We start from the raw sequence: 17,866 nt of genomic DNA, 5'->3' as shown, positions 1-17,866 counted from the left end.
CGGCTCCGCCGCCTCACCAGCCCTCCGCGCAGGAGCCAGTGCAAATTCTCGGTCTGTGGAACATCGCCGAAGCCGAACCCGATCGGATCGCGATGGTCGATCCCTGGGGCCGGGAGGTGACGTATCGCGAACTGGCCACGCTCGCCAATCGTTACGCCACCGGCCTGCGCGGGCTCGGCTTGAACACCGGTGACGTGCTGGTGACCATGGTGCACAACTGCGTGGAGGCGATCGCGGCGTATTTCGCGGCCTACCAGTCCGGGTTGTACATCGTCGCGGTGAACTGGCATCTCACCGGTCCGGAAGTGGCCTACATCCTGTCCGACAGCGAAGCCAAGGCGTTCATCGCCAGCGATCGTTTCGCCGCCGCCGCCAAGGCCGCCGCCGACGAGGCGGGGCTGCCCGCGACGGCGCGCTTCGCGGTGGGCGAGATCGAGGGCTTCAAGTCGGTGGCCTGGCTCGGCGCGGCCGACACCGGCCGTCCCTCCGACCGCAGCACCGGCGCGCCGATGCTCTACACCTCCGGGACCACCGGACGGCCCAAGGGCGTCCGGCGGCCGCTCACCGGCGCGGACCCCGATGTCGTTCCGCCACACACCACCGCGTTCTTCGGCCTGTTCGAGCTCGCGCCCTACGACGACCACGTGCACATCTGCGGCTCGCCGCTGTACCACACGGCGGTGCTGAACTTCGCCACCATCTCGATCCAGCTGGGCCACAAGCTGGTTCTGATGGATCGCTGGGACGCCGAGGACATGCTGCGGCTGATCGACAAGCACCGGGTGACGCACAGCCACATGGTGCCCACCCAGTTCCATCGGCTGCTCGCGCTGCCGGAGGAGGTGCGCGCCAAGTACGACGTGTCCTCGCTGCGCAGCATGGTGCACGGCGCCGCGCCCTGCCCGCAGGAGACCAAGCGGCAGATGCTCGAGTGGTGGGGTCCGACGGTCACCGAGTACTACGCGGCCACCGAGGGCGGCGGCACGGTGATCAACGGCACGGAGTGGCTGCGCAAGCCGGGTTCGGTCGGCAAGGCGTGGCCGTGGTCGGTGATCAAGGTGCTCAGCGAGGAGGACGGCTCCGAGGTGCCGGTCGGCGAAACCGGCCTGGTCTACATGCGCATGGGCGCGTCGAGTTTCGAGTACCACCACGACAAGGCCAAGACCGAGGACTCGCGCGTCGGCGACCTGTTCACCGTCGGCGACATCGGCCACCTCGACGAGGACGGCTACCTCTACCTGCACGACCGGCGCTCGGACCTCATCCTGTCCGGCGGTGTGAACATCTACCCGGCGGAGGTCGAGAACGTCCTGATCACCCACCCGAAGGTCGCCGACGTCGCGGTCTTCGGCATCCCGCATCCGGATTGGGGCCAGGAAGTGAAGGCCGTCGTGCGGCCCGCCGACGGAACCGACGGCGACGACGCGCTCACCGAGGAACTGCTCGCCTTCGCCGCCACCCAGTTGGCGAAGTACAAGATGCCCAAGTCGATCGACTATCTGCCCGAACTGCCGCGCGATCCCAACGGCAAGCTCTACAAGCGCAAGCTGCGGGAGCGGTACATTCCCGCGTCCTGATCCACCCCGCCGGACGGACGGCGCCGGCCCACGCCCGGTGGAGGCGAGGCTCGCCGCGCAGCCGGGCCGCTGGGGCTGTGACCCGGCCACGCGACGACGCCGAAAGCGAATGCGCCCTTCACAATTACCGTGAAGGGCGCATTCGCGTTTCGCGGATGGGGATCTGCGAGCACGGTATGGATCGAACATGTCTATCAAGAGTGCTCGTGTATCGCCTGCCGAAACTCCTCTGCGTGCGGCCCCGAGAGGTCGAAGGTGACCGTGGCCGGCTCAGCCGGGCCGTGAGCACCGCGCACAGGTCCGGGAACGATAGAGCGCGCCAGTTCGCGAAGTTCCGTCAGTGACAATGCGCCGAGTCCGCGTTCCTCCCAATGGACCTGCAACGGGGACATCGGGGCCTCGAGAAGTGCGACGAGCAGGTCTTCGAAACCAACGTAGTTGTGTCCATGTTCGGCCGCGATCGTTGCCGCACGGCGTAGCGCAACGATCACTCCCGGCGCTGCGCCGGTGACCGTGACTGTGGACTCGTCCCGCTCGGTGGTGGTCATGGCCGGACATTACCTATCGGCGTGGCGGCTGTCCTGCCGCCATAGCGGCTGTCACCACCGAAGTCGAGTATCTCGAGTGGTGGTGTGCCGTAGAAGCCTCCGACGCACCATATGCGGGTGCTCTTTCCCGGTGTCGGGCATGCGATCTTGTCGGCATCGGTAACCGGTTGGGTGGAGCAGCGGACCACGATTCCACCGCCGTCCACACAGTCCGAGATCGTGACGGCGTGTGCTGGACCCGTGACGAAGATGGCGATGGCTGTAGCCGTCGCGAGAGTGAAGCAGAGCCGAGAAATGATGTACTGCATCGGATATCCCCCTAACTGAGTGTTCTTAAGCACCAGCCGTGGACTCCGGCGTTCCTATTGTTGAATCGGGGAGCGTCGACCCGGCGGTGGTGCCGATACTGAGAGTGACGGCAGCTACACCCGAGTTCGCCCCACCTTGGGACAAGCGCACTACCATGATGTTTCCGTGCCGCCGAAGGGAAGCACACCCATGAGCCGCAGCCAGCAAGAAGACGGCCGATTCATTGGCCGCCGGGTACGCGCCATCCGCGCCCGGCGCGGAATCACCCAACAGGTCCTCGCCGATCGTGTCGGCCTCAGCCGGGGCGCAATCGCGAAGTTCGAGAACGGCGAACGTCCAGTCGATTCCCGCCGAACGCTGTACGCGCTGGCCGCAGCGCTGGGGGTACGCGTCGCGGACCTGACGGGCCATCCACTCGATCAGACGGACCCGTCGGCGTCGGCGTTCCATGCCGCTGTGGGCGAAATCGAGGCAGCGCTATGGATGGCCGGAGACGTAGCCGAAAACGCCGAGACGAGAAGCCTCGGAGAACTGGCGGTCGCCGCTCGTCGGGCAGGGGAGACTCGTCTCGCTTGTGACTTCATAGCGTTGGGACCGATGCTGGCACCCCTGATCACGGATTGTTACCGGCATACGCGCAGTGCGTCCGAAGTCGATCGCGTGAAGGCGTGGAACGTCCTGGCTTCGGTCGCTTTCGATACTGCGATAGCGTTGCGGGTACGTGGCTATGGGGCGCTCGCGTGGACGGCCGCGCAAGCAATCGAGCAGGCCGCGCAGAGCACCGGCGATACGGCGGGGTTGGCGGCGGCAGCGTTCGCTCGCAGTCAGGTGTTGCTGTCGCGTCCGGGTTCGCTCTCCGCTGCCCTGGGGTGCGCCGTAGCTGCCGCCGACAAACTTCAGTCGACCTCGTCGTCTCGGGGGGAACTGGAGACGTACGGGATGCTCCACCTTCAAAGCGCGTTGACCGCGGCGGCACTGGGCAAAGACGCGTCCGGATATTTCGATGAGGCGGAAGAGACCGCCGACCGGCTCGCCGAAGCCGTGCCCGGTGAGTCGATGATGCGCAATCCCACGTTCGGCCCCGAGAACGTGACCCTCTGGCGTATGTCGGCGGCGATGGAGCAGCGCGAGTCGGGCCGGGTACTCGAGCTGGCGCCGATCATCGACCCGAACGCCATCGAAGCGCCAAGTCGCCGTGCACAGTACTTCGTGGAAATCGGCCGCGCACACGCCCTGCAGCGGAACTACCGGGAATCTCTGCACGCCCTACTGCGTGCGGAACACATCGGTCCTCAGCACGTTCGCGGAATGAGCCACGTCCGCGAACTGGTCGGACACATGATGCGCACCGCGAGGCGGGATCTCACCACTGGCGAACTCGGGCGACTGGCGCAACGAGTCGGGGTTGTTCCGGTATAGCGCGACAACACCGAAACCGATTGTGTCTCGAGCATGTCACTGACCGGATGGATCGAGGACACCAACGGCAAGACGAACGATCTGGACGATGAGCCGGGTTGCTAGCTGCCGGGCACCTCACCCATGCGCAGGATTCACCGTATCCGGTCGGCCGATCACCGAGCCGGACGTGTTGGGCATGTTGACCTTGGCAGAGGACGAAACCGCTATCGAGGTCCCGAAGCTAGGAAGGACGTTCTACGGCAATGCTGCTGCGGCCCAACGATGAACCGGACCTGTGGCCGAATCTGTTCCGTGAGCTGAAACGGGACGCGTTCCATCTCGAAGTGCGGGACGAATATCACGTAGCCGACGAGGACACCCGCATACGTGCCTTCCTCGCTGGCGAACCAGCCCCGTACACCCGGACGCCGTGGCAAGACCTCATGCTGGAAACCACTGGCCGGGGCGTATCGGTGACCCGTGTTCGGGTGGTCACCGAACCACTGTCGGACTATCAGCGATGGTTGTTGTCGGTCACCGGGTACAACGTGGAAGCCGGGGACGACATCCGTTATGTGCCGAGAAGTATCGCGGGAACGGTGCCATCAGACGACTGGTGGTTGATGGATGGCGAGAGGGTTGTTTACAACCTCACCGATCCGGCCGGAGCGCCGGCCGGTCTGGCAGTGACCACAGACCCCGGAATCGTGGCGTACTGCCAAGAGGTACGGGGGCGGCTCTGGAAGCTGGCTATCCCTTATGCGGAGTATGTCGAGCGGTGACCAACTCCGTTCATGAAGCGCGACAAGCCCTTGGGGCAACTCTCCGTGGGCTTCGTCGTGATGCCGGGCTGTCCGGCCGTCAGCTTGCCTCTCTCGCGGGTTGGCATGAGTCGGTGGTGTCGCGAAGATCGAAACTGGGGACCGCAGTCCCACGGAGGCGCATCTCAGGGCTCCGCTGGTCGCCGGTGCCGAAGATCTGGCGTCGATGACATGGTTCGCCACGTTCCCGCGCTTGGAGCCCGGCGAATACACGATGCACGTCGATATCACTGAACTGAATATCCACCACGTGACTCAAATCGAGGTGGTGATGCGCTAGAACGCCGACCGCGCCCCGGACCCTGAACAAGTCCGGGGCGCGTGTTCGTGGCGCTGGTTGATAGGCGAGAGTGATTTCACCGACGAAGAGTAGCAGTCGATGGCGCCGCGTCTCGGCAGACACCGCAATGGTCGCCGAGTGGTCGCCCCGTCCAGCACGATCTGATATTACGAAAAATGAGACGTCACGTGGCTCAAGAAATCGTCTGCACTCATTTCAATTGTACTGCTACCGATTCTAGTGAAGAACCGTTCATTATGGGTAATTGGTTTTCCGATGGACTTCGGGCGCATCTCCCAAAGTAGTTTTCCGTCGCAAAATACTGGTTTGAAGCTTCGCGCCAGACTGTTTGCGAATTCAGACGAAACGCGTGCGGATCGAATCTTACTTTGCCATTTACGCCACCATTTATCTGGGTCGTAACCAAGCAGGGATATCTGTTCGGCCGTCCCCACTACGAGCTTACCTTGCACCTCAAGAGGTGCTATTGAAAATAGTTGCGCAACACGTGCGGCATCGGATGGCTTGTCGGCCACGCCGATAAGAATCAAGCCCTCCGCCTCTTTTGATTCATTCGCCATTCCTACGGCTGTCTGAATCAATTCATCGAATAGGCTTGCGTTCTCCTGTGGAGGGTCGGAAAGTGTGCAGAATCCTTGCTTAAGCTCGATCAATGGTTCTTCGTCAACGGGGCCCTGCAGCAAGGATTCGACATACAGGCGAGAATTTAGCTGAACAAGAGAGGTTCGTGGTCGCGGCGTATAGAAAGCCCTCCGAAGCCTCTTTTTAATTTCGGGGTACAAATCCTGCTTTTTTGCCTTACCCCACGCGCTACCCCCAGTGGGTATTGATAGGCCACGACCCCAAAAGTCATCCAGTATTACCTTGAGGGCATCGTGAGACTTTGGCTTCATGCCATCGTCATAGATTATCGAGTAGAGCGCCGCAAATATAGCCTGGAACTGCCTCTGTGTACCTTTCTCGTAAGTCTCCAGCTTTACCATGTGCCGACCGAGAGATGTGTTTCCAGTCATGGACTCGTCTATCATCTCAATGATCGACATTATCCTTTGATGCAGCTCTTCCACCCCTATAGACTCAACAGCGGCGTCAACTTCTGCAGCTGAGGCGGTATTGATCTTCCTCGGAACTCCATAAGCGACATCACGGTTTTGCCAACCGCTGGTAGGCCACGGTTTGATTACCGCATCTAGCACGAGGTCGAGCACCATCTCTTCGTCGCCAGACGATCTTATGTCTTCTTGGGCAATGATGTCATGGCGCACCCAGAACATGTCCTCCAACGATAGACCGTACGTTAGGCCGCGTCGTGATATGCTGAGTTTTTCCATCTCATTCAATACAACCGACTCGGAGAACGTGCCATCGCCACGGATAGAGGCGCTGGTCCTCCGAACGACGTCTGCGAGTGGTCCTATTACTCCGGCTTGTCTGATTTCTTGCAGACTCAAGCGCCTGCCGCCACTGTTAATCCTGCGAAAGACTTCGTCGATCGATGACGAGGTAGCATCTCTATAAACAGACACCGGAATTTGATAGTTTGCGATGGACAATGACTCTTCGCGAGACATTTTGGGTGTGCCCTGACAGATGTCGCCCGAATCCAAACGCGCCTTCGTGTCTCCTATTGTGTCAAGATCGAAGTACTTATCTTGGAAGGAGAATTTATTCTCCATAAAAGAGAAAAAGGCGTCCAGGCGCTGGAGGCCGTCAATGATCTCGAATGTCTCTATGCCAGCGCGCTTACGTTGCGCTAGGAGAATCAACGGAATTGGCAACTCGTTGACTACGGAGTCTATGAGCCTAACTTTTTCCTCTACGCTCCATACTAGCTTGCGCTGGTATCTCCGATTAACAAGGAGCCTCTTGCTGAAGTACAGATTATAAAGCGTCTGAATATTCTGTCCTTGGACGGAAAGCTCTGAATTCTGCACGCATTCACCTTATTGTTTGGGTTGGCGCATGGGCGGGTCATCTAATCGTAGCGCTTGGAGGGTTGTGGCTACCTTCTTCGCTACATTATGGGAAATACAGCCTGATCTCTCCGGATAACTTCCAAACAGCACGGCATCTCGAAGGCGGCCGGAATATGCCGAGGAGGTCACGCCTTACGCAGTTCGGGCGCGAGGCCGAATAGTGGGAACAGCTTGTCGGTGTCCAGGAAGAAATTCAGTCCGGCGATGGTGTCGCCGTCGAGCTCCAGCACCGTGATCGACCACGGGACCCACACGCCCGGCTCGCCGCTCGGCTTGTAGTGGCCGAAGGCGGGCAGGCCGTTGGCGCCTTCCAGCCGGACCAGTCGCGAATCGCGGCAGGCGCTTCCGTGGCCGAGCATGAACGCGGCCACGTTCTCCGGGCCGGAGATCCACAGCTCGATCGGCGGCATGGACAGCGCCACATCCGCTTTCAGCAGCGAGGTGAGCGTGTCCATGTCGTAGGCCTCGAACGCTTTGACGAAACCGTCCACCAGTTTGCGCTGGCCCTCGTCGGTTTCGTCGTAGGTGTCGGTGGCCGCGGGCTGGACCTTGGACATGGTGGCGCGCGCTCGCTGCAGTGCGCTGTTGACCGACGCGGGCGACATGGTGAGCGCCTCGGCGGTCTCGTTGGCGGAGAAACGCAGCACCTCGCGCATGATCAGGATGGCGCGCTGGGTGGCAGGCAGGTGCTGGCAGGCGGCGACGAAGGCCAGGCGCAGCGTGTCCTTGGCGGTGGCGTGCTCGGCCGGGTCGGCGCCGAAGGCCAGGGCGTTCGGGATCGGCTCGATCCAGACGTAATCCGGCTGCGGCGCGGGCAACGGCGCGTCCGGCCGGGACGGACCGGACAGATCCATCGGCCGGGCGCGGCGCTGCGGACCGTCGAGCATGTCCAGGCAGACGTTCGTGGTGATCTTGTACAGCCAGGAGCGGAGGCTGGCGCGGCCCTCGAACGAGTCGTAGGACTTCCACGCCCTGGTGAGCGTCTCCTGCACCGCGTCCTCCGCTTCGAAGGAGGAGCCGAGCATGCGGTAGGCGTACGCGCAGAGCTCCCTGCGATGGGTCTCGAACGCGGCGAGCAGATCGGGAGCGAGGCCGGCGGGGGAGGCTGGCGAGTCGGTCATGGGGTCACCCTGCCACAGGCCACCGACACAAAACAGGCCCGCGAACTCGAGCGCAGCCCCGATCAAGATCACTAAACCTACTCGGCATGTGGGACCTGTCACGGACGCCGCGACGATGAGTTCGCCCACCGGAACCCGTCCTATCCAGTGACACGAACGGACTTGCTCGAGAGGAAGAGGCCATGAGCAGCAAGATGATCTTCATCAATCTCCCGGTCGCCGATCTGCACCGGTCGATGGCGTTCTACGAGGCGCTGGGCTGGAAGGTCAACCAGGAGTTCACCGACGACAACGCCGCCTGCATCGTGGTGGACGACAACATCTGCTTGATGCTGCTCATCAGGGATTTCTTCACCACGTTCAGCAAGCGCCCGGTGGCCGACACCAAAGCGGCGATCAACGCCGCGTACGCGCTCGCCCTCGGCAGCGCCGATGAGGTCGACAGCCTGACCGAGGCGGCGCTCGCCGCGGGCGCGACCGAAGAGGTGAACGAGGACAAGCGGGCGCAGGAGGCGCAGGTGGGCATGCACGGCCGCACCTTCATCGACCCGGACGGTCACCAGTGGGAGCCGTTCTGGATGGACTACCCGGGCGCGAACTGAGCCCGGCGAGGGGTCGCCCCCGATGCGTGCGCATCGGGGGCGTAGGGCTCGGGTGGAAACTCAGTTTCCGGTGAAAGAGGGCTTACGCTTCTCCGCGAACGCACGCGGCCCTTCCTTGGCGTCGGCCGAGCGGAATACGGACATGCCGAGCTTGGCGTCGATCTGGAAGGCGTCCTCTTCCGGCATGGCCTCGGTCTCCCGAATGGTGCGCAGGATGGCCTGCACGGCGAGCGGGCCGTTGGCGGCGATCTGTGCCGCGATCTCCAGCGCTTTGTCCAGCGCCGTCCCGTCCGGCACCACGTGCCCGATCAGGCCGATCTCCTTGGCCTCCGCGGCGCTGAGGTGCCGTCCGGTGAGCAGGATTTCCGCGGCGACGGTGTAGGGGATCTGGCGGACCAGCCGCACCGCCGAGCCGCCCAGCGGGAACAGGCCCCAACGCGCTTCGGAGACACCGAATTTCGCGCTCTCCCCGGCCACCCGGATGTCGGTGCCCTGCAGGATCTCGGTGCCGCCCGCGATGGCCGGACCCTCCACCGCCGCGATCAGCGGCTTGGTCAGTCTGCGGCCTTTGAGCAGCGCCTCCAGCTTGGCCGGATTCCACCCCCCGCCGTCGATGGTGTCGCCGGGGTGCTCGGAGGTCATGCCCTTGAGATCGGCGCCCGCGCAGAACGCGCCGCCGGCGCCGGTCAGGATCGCGACCCTGATGTCCGGATCTTCGTCCACCTGGTTCCAGGCGTCCTTCATGATCGCCATCATCTCGCCCGACAGCGCGTTGCGCGCCTCGGGCCGGTTCATGGTGACGATGAGGACGTGGTCGCGCTTCTCGACGAGGCAGTGCGGCATCGCTGATTCTCCTGACTTCCGAGCCTTGTCAGAAACAGTAACACGTTCTATTTTTATGGCTGTGAGCTACAACATAGCGGACCTTGTCGAACATGCCATCGACCTGATGCCCGACCGCGTCGCGCTGGCCGACGACGGCCGCGAGGTCACCTACGCCCAGTTGGAGGAGCGGGCCAACAAACTCGCTCACTACCTGCAAGAACAGGGAGTCCAGCCGGGCGACAAGGTGGGTATCTACTCACGCAACACGATCGAGGCCGTCGAGGCCATGGTCGCGATCTTCAAGGCGCGGGCCGTGATGATCAACGTGAACTTCCGTTACGTCGAGAACGAGTTGCAGTACATCTTCGACAACTCGGACATGGTGGCGCTGATCCACGAGCGGCGCTACAGCGACCGGGTCGCCGCGGTTCGGCCGAAGACTCCGCTGCTGCGCACCGTCGTCGTCGTCGACGACGATACGACCGGCGCCATTCCCACCGCAGCGGATTCGGTGGAATACGAAGGGGTCATCGCGCAGTCCTCCGGTGAGCGCGACTTCGGCGAACGCTCCCCGGACGACCTGTACATGGTCTACACCGGCGGCACCACCGGCATGCCGAAGGGCGTGATGTGGCGCCAGGAGGACGTATGGCGCGTGCTCGGCGCAGGCATCAACTTCATCACCGGCGAATACGTCCAGGACGAGTGGGAGCTGGCCAAGGTCGGCGCGGGCAGCCCGCCGATGGTGCGGTTCCCGATCCCGCCGATGATCCACGGCGGGGCGCAGTGGGCCACGTTCCACAGCCTGTTCGGCGGCGGCAAGGCCGTGATGCTCCCGGAGTTCTCCGGGCACGGCGTCTGGCGGGCCATCGACAAGCACAAGATCAACCTGATCTTCATCACCGGTGACGCCATGGCGCGCCCGATGCTCGACGCGCTGATCGAGGGCAATCCGGAAACCGGTCAGCCCTACGACCTTTCGAGCCTGTACGTGATGGCCAGCAGCGCGGCGCTGTTCTCGCCCGCGCTGAAGGACCAGTTCCTGGAGCTGCTGCCCAACCGGATGATCTCCGATTCGATCGGCTCCTCGGAGACCGGGTTCGGCGGTATCGCCATCGTCGCCAAGGGCGCGACGCACACCGGAGGGCCGCGCGTGAAGATCGACGCGTCCACCGAGGTGCTCGACGAGGACGGCAATCCGGTGCAGCCCGGCTCCGGCGTGGTCGGCATCCTGGCGCGGCGCGGGCACATCCCGCTGGGCTACTACAAGGACGAGGCGAAGACGGCCGCGACCTTCAAGGAGTTCAACGGCGTCCGCTACGCCATCCCCGGCGACTTCGCCCGCGTCGAGGAGGACGGCACGGTCACCATGCTCGGCCGCGGCTCGGTCAGCATCAACAGCGGCGGCGAGAAAATCTACCCCGAGGAGGTCGAGGGCGCGCTCAAGACCCACCCGGAGATCTTCGACGCGCTCGTGGTCGGCATCGACGACGAGCGCTGGGGCCAGCGCGTGGTCGCGGTGGTGCAGTGCCGCGGCGAGTCCCGCCCCACCCTCGAGGAGCTGCGCCCCATGCTCACCCAGGAGATCGCGCCCTACAAACTTCCGCGCAGCCTGTGGTTCGTCGACGAGATCAAGCGTTCCCCCGCGGGCAAGCCCGACTACCGCTGGGCCAAGGAACAAACGCAATCCCGCCCCGCCGACGACAACGCGGTGGCGAGCGCGAAGTAGAAGTGCGTCGACGTGGTCGGCCACCGCGCCTCGCGGGGTGGCCGGCCATTACGGCATCAGCGCCGCCGATCGGTCTGCCGTGGATGCCCCGTACCGGCGAGTGTGAGGTAGAGGGTGCGGTTTGCGTCATCGATGGCGTACCAGATCCGGCCGCCTCCGGTGATCTCGTACTGCCATTGCTCCAATTCCGCGCCGCCGAGTTTGACCGATTTGAGCTCATACTTCAGTCGATGCTGCCGCGAAGGGTTCGTCATGCTTCGAGGATCGCTGGTGATGTCGACCCATGCTCGATCGAGGTTTCCCGGTGCCTAGGCCAACAGTTCGGCCCAACCACGCGCGGCATTCGAGCTGTGCACGACAACGCGCCACGGATTGGGGCGCGGTACCTCATCACCTCGGTGCAGCTTCATTCCGCCGTTCCCGGCCGTGTGACCTCGGTGAAGTCCGCCGGGTCGAACGGACCGGTCAATCGGCGGGCGAGTTCTGGTTGCGCGTAGATCTCGGCGGTGCTCCGCCAGGCGGCCAGATCGCGGGCGAACGGAATGAACAATCCGGTGTCCGCACCGGCGATGAGCTGGTCCAGCAGTTCGCTCACCGCTTCGGTGCGTCCGGTCTCGGGTAGCCATTTCAGCCAGGGCAGCTCTTCGGCGAACACCTCTTCCGCCAAAGACCGATTCGACCGGGCGATGATGGCGAGGGTGCGGGCGAGCAGCCGCGTCGCGGCCTCCTTGGCCTCGAACCGCTCCGAGCGAGACAGCACGAGATTCTCCGCGTCGCGGCGCTCCAGGATGACGTCGGCGTCGTCCAGGGCGGGAAACACCGACGTCTGTTTACGAATCAGGTCGCTGAAGGGAAAACTCTTCGCGGTCATGTGCCTAGCCTACGCGACTTCTGAAGTAGTTCAGCGGTTGGCGAGTTCCGACAGTTGGTAGGCGAGGCGGTGGCGGAAGGCCGGGATGCGGGACACGGTGCTGAGGACCAGGTTGCGCACGGTGCGGGCGGGGCGGGCGTGCAGGGTTGCCATCTTGGTCATGCGGTCGGTGAACGAGACGACGCCGAGGGCGACGGGGCGGCGGGTGGTTTCGTAGTCGTCCAGCAGGGTGTCCGGCTCGCCCGACAGCACGCGGGCCAGCAGCGGGCCGAGGGCGGCGGCGTCCTGGATGCCGGTGTTCATGCCCTGGCCGCCCGCCGGGCTGTGCACGTGGGCGGCGTCGCCCGCGAGCAGGATGCGGCCGCTGCGGTAGTGGTCGGCGACGCGGTGGTGCACGCGGAAGCGCGAGCTCCACAGCACTTCGCGAACCCGCACCGTGCCGCCGGGGCCGCGGGCGTCCAGGAGCTTCTGGATGTCCTCCGTGGTCGAGTGCTCGGGGGCCGTTTCCAAGGTGGCCACCACGCGGAAGCGGTTCGGCTGCTCTTCGTCGGGGAGCGGCGCGACCACCATGACGCCCTCGGGGGAAAGGTGCAGGGCCACTTCGTCGCGGCCGATCGGCCAGTCCATCCGCACGTCGGCGAGGGCGAATGATTCCGGGTATGTCGCACCGGTGAACCCGATGCCCGCCTGCTCGCGGACGATGCTGTGCATGCCGTCGGTTCCGATGACGTAGTCCGCGCGGACACTGCCCGGCGTGCCCGCCTCGTCGGTGTAATCGACCGTGACGCCGTCGTTCTCTTCGGTGATCCGGGTGACCTGGTACGGCCGCTCGACCTCCCCGCCCGCCTTGCGCAGTCGCTTCAGCAGCACCGCCTCGGTGGTGTCCTGCGGGGTCATCAAGGTGTAGGGGTAGCGGGTCGGCAGTCCGTCGAACCCGATGGTCGCCAGGGTGCGCCCGCCGTCGTGGACGGTGAAGCGCGCGACGATGTCGCCGGTCGCGACCAGTTCGTCCGCGATGCCGAGCTGCTCGAGCACTTCCAGCGTTCTGGCGTGCACGACCGCGGCGCGCGAGGTGTTCGCGCCTTCGCTCAGCCGGTCCAGCAGGAGGAAATCCACCCCCGCGTCGGCCAGCGTGATGGCTGCGGTGAGTCCGGCGGGGCCCGCGCCGACGATCACGACGGAAGTGGTGGCGGGCAGCGGGTTCGGGGTGGCGTTCATCGGAACTCCTCAGGTCAACGTTTGTAGGCCAACGTTTGTTGACCTAACCGTAGGCCGATCTGGCTAGGAAGTCAACAGTTGTTGGCCTACACTTGTTGGCATGACCGTAGAGCCTGATCAAGCGCCCGCTCGCCGCTCGGACGCGACGCGCGCGGCGATCCTGGAAGCGGCCCGCGCGCGGTTCGCCGCCGAAGGTTTCCGCAAGGCCACCATTCGCGCCATCGCCGCGGACGCCGGCATCGACCCGTCCATGGTCATGCGGTACTTCGGCAGCAAGGACGGCCTCTTCGCCGCGGCGGTCGACGTCCGTCTCGATCTGCCCGACCTCGGTTCCGCGGACCCGGACACCCTGGGCGAGCAGCTGGTGCGCCGCTTCTTCGAGATCTGGGAAGAGCAGCCGAACGGGGAGGTGCTGCTGACGCTGCTGCGCTCGTCGATCACCGACGAGGCCGTCGCCGAACGCGTCCGCGCCATCTTCACCCAGCAGATATTGCCCGCCGTGCTGCGTTTCGGCGATCCCGCCGACGCCCCACGCCGGGGAGGTCTGATCGTCACGCAGATGCTCGGCCTCGCCCTTTGCCGCTACGTCCTGCGCCTGCCCCCGGTCGTCGCCCTCACCCGCGACCAGATCATCGCCGAGATAGCGCCCACCCTCCAGCGCTACCTGACGTCCGTCCCCGCCGACTGAAATCAGCTCGTGCAGGCCGGTCGGTACCTTCGAACGGTGGCCGACGATCCGCCCGCGCGTATCCAGAGCTCGGGCGCGTATGTGCTCGACCCGTGCCGCAAAGCGTTCGAAGACGCCGCCGACCACGTATTGCGGGTCAGCGCGGAGTTGAACCGGCGACTCGCCTGAAGTGCGACGAAAACGGCCCGCACGGCGTGTTGCCGTGCGGGCCGGATCGGCTACCGTGTCGTGCTCAGCCGGCCAGCAGCGCGCCGAGGGCGCGGAGGTGGTCGGTGCTCGCGCCGAGGGCGAACTCATTGTGTTTGGCGGCGGTGAAGTAGTTGTGCGCGATGTGGTCGCGGTCGATGCCGACGCCGCCGTGCACATGGACGACGGTGTGCGCGACGCGGTGGCCCGCGTCGGCGGCCCAGAACTTCGCGGTGTGCACGGCTTCGGCGGCGGGCAGGTCCTCCGACAGCAGCCAGGCCGCCTGGGTCACCGCGAGACGCAAGCCTTGCACGTCGATGTAGGCATCGGCGAGCCGCTGGGCCACGGCCTGGAAGCTGCCGACCGCCTTGCCGAACTGCTCGCGCTCCCTGGCGTAGTCGGCGACCAGCTCGAGCGCGCGCTCCAGGGTGCCGAGTTGCGCGGCGCTCAGTCCGAGCCAGGCGCGGGTGAGAATCCAGTCCAGGATCTCCGCTCCGTCGGCCACCGTGCCGACCAGTTCGGCGGGGGTATCGGTGAACTCGACCGCGAACTCGGGACTGCGGTCGACCACCTGCTGTGCGGTCACGGTCGCCACGGCGGGATCGACCAGGAACACCGCGGGGGTTCCGGAGACCGTGGCGGGAACCAGGATTCGCTCGGCCCGGTTCGCGAAGGGCACGGTGGTCTTGGCCCCGGTCAGGCGCCAACCGTCGTCTGTCTCGACGGCGGTGGTGGTCGGCGCGGCGGGTTCCCAGTTGCTCTCTTCGGCCAGCGCGACCGTCAGGATGACGCTTCCCTCGCCTGCCCGCGTGGCCATCTCCTGGTGCGCCGGGGAACCGAACCGAGCCAGCGCACCGGCGCCCAGCACGATCGACCACAGATACGGCACGGCCGCCAGGTGCTTGCCCAGCTCGCGCAGGATCGCGGTCTGTTCGAGCGAGCCGAGGTCGCTGCCGCCGACCGACTCGGGCAGCGCGGCCGCGAGCACGCCGGTCTCGGCCAGCGAGCTCCACAGCTGCTGATCGAATCGCTCGTCGGCCTTGTCGAGTTCGCGCAACCGGTCGGCGGTGACCAGCTTGCCGCACACCTCGCCGGTCAGCCGGCCGAGATCCAGTTGGGCTTCGGTGGGGGTGAAATCCATGGAAGTTCTCCCTGTTTCGATCAGCGCGCCGCGGCAGGCTGCTTGAGGGCGGTCATGGCGATGATGTCGCGCTGCACCTCGTTGGTGCCGCCGCCGAAGGTCAGGATGAGCGCGGCGCGATGCATCCGCTCCAAACGGCCGCGCAGCTGCGCGCCGGGGGAGTCCTGGCGCAGGTAGGCCTGCGGGCCGAGCACTTCCATGAGCAACCGGTACGCCTCGGTGGCCAGCTCGGTGCCGTAGACCTTGCACGCCGAAGCGTCCCATGGGCGCGGGGCCGCGTCGCCGCCCGCGTCGGCCCGGCTGGCGATCTCCCAGTTCAGCAGTTTGAGGTACTCGACTTTGGCGTGCACCTTGGCCAGATTGAGCTGCACCCACTCCCGGTCGATCACGCGGGAGCCGTCGCTCGCCTTGGTGTCCCTGGCCCACTCGACGGTCTGGCGCAGCGCCAGCGCCAGCGGCGCGGCCGAGGTGAGCGCGACGCGCTCGTGGTTGAGCTGATTGGTGATCAGCGCCCAGCCGCCGTTCTCCTGGCCGACCAGCGCGCTCGCGGGCACCCGGACGTCCTGGTAGTAGGTGGCGCTGGTGTCCGGCCCGGCCATGGTGTGCACGGGCGTCCAGGAGAAGCCCTCGGCGGTGGTCGGCACGATGAGCATGCTGATGCCCTTGTGCTTCTTGGCCGTCGGATCGGTGCGCACGGCCAGCCAGACGTAGTCGGCGTAGGCGATCAGGCTGGTCCACATCTTCTGGCCGTTGATCACGTAGTCGTCGCCGTCGCGCACCGCGGTGGTGCGCAGGCTTGCCAGGTCGGTGCCGGCGCCCGGCTCCGAGTAGCCGATGGAGAAGTGCAGTTCACCGGCGGCGATCTTGGGCAGGAAGAACTTCTTCTGTTCCTCGCTGCCGTAGTGCATGATCGTGGGCGCCACCGAGTTGATGGTCAGGAACGGCACCGGGGCGCCCGCGATCGCGGCCTCGTCGGTGAAGATCAGCTGATCCATGGTCGGGCGATCCTGCCCGCCGTACTCTTTGGGCCAGCCCAGCGCCAGCCAGCCGTCGCGGCCCATCTGCTGGACCACCTCGCGGTAGACATTGCCCTGCCCGTACTCGCCGGTCTGCGCGCTCAGGGCCTCCCGGCGCTCAGGGGTGATCAGCCGCGCGAAGTAGTCGCGCAGTTCCGCGCGCAGCTGCTCCTGTTGCGGCGTGTACGCAATGCGCATGGCAATACCTCATGCTCGTTGGATCGGGTTCCCCCGATCATTGCATATGGACTGAAACATGTTCCAGTATTGATACCGAATCCCCCCGATGACGCTCCGGTGGAGCGGATCGGCTTGTTAGGCTTCGGCCAGAGTGGTGGTAAAGGAGTTGCCATGAAGATCAGTGTCGATCCAGACCAGTGCGAAGCTAATGGAATCTGTGTCGGAATCGCCCCCGACGTGTTCGAACTCGATGACGAGGATGTACTGCACATCGCGGAAGCCGACGTGCCCCCCGATCGGCTCTCCGATGTCCGGGACGCCGTCGCCCAGTGCCCGAAGGCGGCGCTGCGGCTGCAGTGAACCGGGCCTTGCCGTAAGTTGGAACACGTTCTAGAGTCGGCCGCGTGAGCAATGATCTGAGCCTGGCGGGCCGTGTAGCGATCGTGACCGGCGGCGGCGCCGGACTTGGGCGGGCCGAGGCGCTCGCGCTGGCCGGGGCCGGCGCGTCCGTGGTGGTCAACGACCTCGCGGAGTCCGACGCGGTCGCCGACACGCTCGGCGCGATCCGTGCGCTCGGCGCCAAGGCGGAGTTCGTCGCGGGCAGCATCGCCGAGCGCGCCACCGCCGACGCGCTGATCCGCACCGCGGAGGAGTCCTTCGGTTCGGTCGACATCGTGGTCAACAACGCGGGCATCACACGCGACCGGATGCTGTTCAACATGTCCGACGAGGACTTCGACGCGGTGCTCGCGGTGCACCTGCGCGGCCATTTCCTGCTGTCGCGCAACGCCGCCGCCTACTGGCGCGGCAAGTCGAAGCAGGCGGGCGCGCCGGTGTACGGCAGGCTGGTCAACACCTCGTCGGAGGCCGGATTGCTGGGCCCGGAGGGGCAGGCCAACTACGGCGCCGCGAAGGCGGGCATCACCGCGCTGACCTTGTCGGCCGCGCGGGCGCTGTCGCGCTACGGCGTGCGCGCCAACGCGATCGCCCCGCGGGCGCGCACGGCGATGACCGAGGCGGTGTTCAGCCCCGCCCCGGAGGGGGAGCCCGACCCGCTGTCGCCCGATCACGTCGCTCGGCTCGTGGCCTATCTGGCCTCGCCCGCGGCCGACCCGGTCAACGGGCAACTGTTCGTCGTCTACGGGGGGATGGTGGCGCTGATGGCGGCGCCCGTCGTCGAGCGCCGGTTCGACGCGGCCGAGGGGGAGTGGTCGCCGCGGGATCTGGCCGACACGCTGGGCGGCTACTTCGCCGATCGCCCCGACGGGCGGACCTTCTCGGCGTCTTCGCTGACCGAGTTGGGGTGAGCCGCGGCGGCTCGCCGCGGGCGCGCTACTGATCAGCTGTCCAACTGTT

Annotated in this window: 19 protein-coding genes; 9 read left to right on the top strand and 10 right to left on the bottom strand. The window is 65.4% G+C overall.

Going from position 1 to position 17,866, the window contains the following annotated elements; genetic code table 11:
- Positions 1-38: 38 nt before the first annotated feature.
- Positions 39-1,577 (top strand): acyl-CoA synthetase, encoded by a 1,539-nt coding sequence (locus U3653_RS20825; RefSeq protein WP_195078113.1) that lies wholly within the window; start codon positions 39-41, stop codon positions 1,575-1,577.
- A gap of 194 nt (positions 1,578-1,771) precedes the next feature.
- On the opposite strand, the gene U3653_RS20820 is transcribed toward U3653_RS20825, so the two are convergent.
- Positions 1,772-2,125, bottom strand: coding sequence for a hypothetical protein (locus U3653_RS20820; protein WP_195078114.1), 354 nt, complete (start codon positions 2,123-2,125; stop codon positions 1,772-1,774).
- Complete coding sequence (locus U3653_RS20815; protein WP_195078115.1) at positions 2,122-2,433, bottom strand: hypothetical protein; 312 nt, start codon at positions 2,431-2,433, stop codon at positions 2,122-2,124. The genes U3653_RS20820 and U3653_RS20815 overlap by 4 nt, the downstream gene beginning before the upstream one ends.
- Before the next feature lie 190 nt (positions 2,434-2,623).
- On the opposite strand from U3653_RS20815, the gene U3653_RS20810 reads away from it, so the two are divergent.
- On the top strand, positions 2,624-3,853 hold the full coding sequence (locus U3653_RS20810) for a helix-turn-helix domain-containing protein (protein WP_195078116.1): 1,230 nt from the start codon (positions 2,624-2,626) through the stop codon (positions 3,851-3,853).
- Positions 3,854-4,098: 245 nt separating this feature from the next.
- Positions 4,099-4,617, top strand: a complete 519-nt coding sequence (locus tag U3653_RS20805; RefSeq protein WP_195078117.1) for a DUF6879 family protein — start codon at positions 4,099-4,101, stop codon at positions 4,615-4,617.
- A gap of 486 nt (positions 4,618-5,103) precedes the next feature.
- Here U3653_RS20805 and U3653_RS20800 read toward each other — a convergent pair whose 3' ends face one another.
- Both U3653_RS20800 and U3653_RS20795 read right to left on the bottom strand, forming a co-directional pair.
- Entirely contained in the window at positions 5,104-6,891 is a 1,788-nt protein-coding gene (locus U3653_RS20800; RefSeq protein ID WP_195078118.1) for a GmrSD restriction endonuclease domain-containing protein, read from the bottom strand.
- 167 nt (positions 6,892-7,058) lie between these two features.
- Positions 7,059-8,054: a sigma-70 family RNA polymerase sigma factor gene (locus U3653_RS20795; RefSeq protein ID WP_195078119.1), complete on the bottom strand. Its 996-nt coding sequence runs from the start codon at positions 8,052-8,054 to the stop codon at positions 7,059-7,061.
- 182 nt (positions 8,055-8,236) lie between these two features.
- On the opposite strand from U3653_RS20795, the gene U3653_RS20790 reads away from it, so the two are divergent.
- On the top strand, positions 8,237-8,656 hold the full coding sequence (locus tag U3653_RS20790; protein WP_195078120.1) for a VOC family protein: 420 nt from the start codon (positions 8,237-8,239) through the stop codon (positions 8,654-8,656).
- Positions 8,657-8,716: 60 nt separating this feature from the next.
- Here the strand turns inward: U3653_RS20790 and U3653_RS20785 are convergent, their stop codons facing one another.
- Entirely contained in the window at positions 8,717-9,499 is a 783-nt protein-coding gene (locus U3653_RS20785) for a crotonase/enoyl-CoA hydratase family protein (protein WP_195078121.1), read from the bottom strand.
- Between the two features lie 61 nt (positions 9,500-9,560).
- Between U3653_RS20785 and U3653_RS20780 the strand changes: the two genes are divergently transcribed.
- Complete coding sequence (locus tag U3653_RS20780; RefSeq protein ID WP_195078122.1) at positions 9,561-11,210, top strand: acyl-CoA synthetase; 1,650 nt, start codon at positions 9,561-9,563, stop codon at positions 11,208-11,210.
- Between the two features lie 56 nt (positions 11,211-11,266).
- Here the strand turns inward: U3653_RS20780 and U3653_RS20775 are convergent, their stop codons facing one another.
- The 3 genes from U3653_RS20775 to U3653_RS20765 all read right to left on the bottom strand — a co-directional run bounded on the left by U3653_RS20775 (position 11,267) and on the right by U3653_RS20765 (position 13,299).
- Positions 11,267-11,464 (bottom strand): hypothetical protein, encoded by a 198-nt coding sequence (locus U3653_RS20775; protein ID WP_323124116.1) that lies wholly within the window; start codon positions 11,462-11,464, stop codon positions 11,267-11,269.
- A gap of 152 nt (positions 11,465-11,616) precedes the next feature.
- Entirely contained in the window at positions 11,617-12,081 is a 465-nt protein-coding gene (locus U3653_RS20770) for a hypothetical protein (protein ID WP_195078123.1), read from the bottom strand.
- Between the two features lie 30 nt (positions 12,082-12,111).
- Positions 12,112-13,299, bottom strand: coding sequence for an FAD-dependent monooxygenase (locus U3653_RS20765; RefSeq protein ID WP_195078124.1), 1,188 nt, complete (start codon positions 13,297-13,299; stop codon positions 12,112-12,114).
- Positions 13,300-13,399: 100 nt separating this feature from the next.
- On the opposite strand from U3653_RS20765, the gene U3653_RS20760 reads away from it, so the two are divergent.
- A complete protein-coding gene (locus tag U3653_RS20760) occupies positions 13,400-13,987 on the top strand; it encodes a TetR/AcrR family transcriptional regulator (RefSeq protein WP_195078125.1) in 588 nt (195 codons plus the stop codon).
- Positions 13,988-14,023: 36 nt separating this feature from the next.
- Entirely contained in the window at positions 14,024-14,155 is a 132-nt protein-coding gene (locus tag U3653_RS20755) for a hypothetical protein (RefSeq protein ID WP_323124117.1), read from the top strand.
- Positions 14,156-14,219: 64 nt separating this feature from the next.
- On the opposite strand, the gene U3653_RS20750 is transcribed toward U3653_RS20755, so the two are convergent.
- Together U3653_RS20750 and U3653_RS20745 are read right to left on the bottom strand one after the other, a co-directional pair.
- Positions 14,220-15,314, bottom strand: a complete 1,095-nt coding sequence (locus tag U3653_RS20750) for an acyl-CoA dehydrogenase family protein (protein ID WP_195078126.1) — start codon at positions 15,312-15,314, stop codon at positions 14,220-14,222.
- A gap of 20 nt (positions 15,315-15,334) precedes the next feature.
- A complete protein-coding gene (locus tag U3653_RS20745; protein ID WP_195078127.1) occupies positions 15,335-16,528 on the bottom strand; it encodes an acyl-CoA dehydrogenase family protein in 1,194 nt (397 codons plus the stop codon).
- A gap of 153 nt (positions 16,529-16,681) precedes the next feature.
- Here U3653_RS20745 and U3653_RS20740 point away from each other — a divergent pair, with 153 nt between their 5' ends.
- Both U3653_RS20740 and U3653_RS20735 read left to right on the top strand, forming a co-directional pair.
- The gene (locus U3653_RS20740) at positions 16,682-16,870 is read left to right on the top strand and encodes a ferredoxin (protein ID WP_195078128.1); all 189 of its coding nucleotides are present in this window, start codon (positions 16,682-16,684) and stop codon (positions 16,868-16,870) included.
- Between the two features lie 44 nt (positions 16,871-16,914).
- The gene (locus U3653_RS20735; protein WP_195078129.1) at positions 16,915-17,817 is read left to right on the top strand and encodes a 3-oxoacyl-ACP reductase; all 903 of its coding nucleotides are present in this window, start codon (positions 16,915-16,917) and stop codon (positions 17,815-17,817) included.
- The last annotated feature ends 49 nt before the right edge of the window (positions 17,818-17,866 follow it).

This window comes from Nocardia implantans (assembly GCF_035544775.1).
GTDB lineage: Bacteria > Actinomycetota > Actinomycetes > Mycobacteriales > Mycobacteriaceae > Nocardia > Nocardia implantans.
Note: the sequence above shows the minus strand (reverse complement) of the source record. Positions and strands in the feature narration are given on the sequence as shown.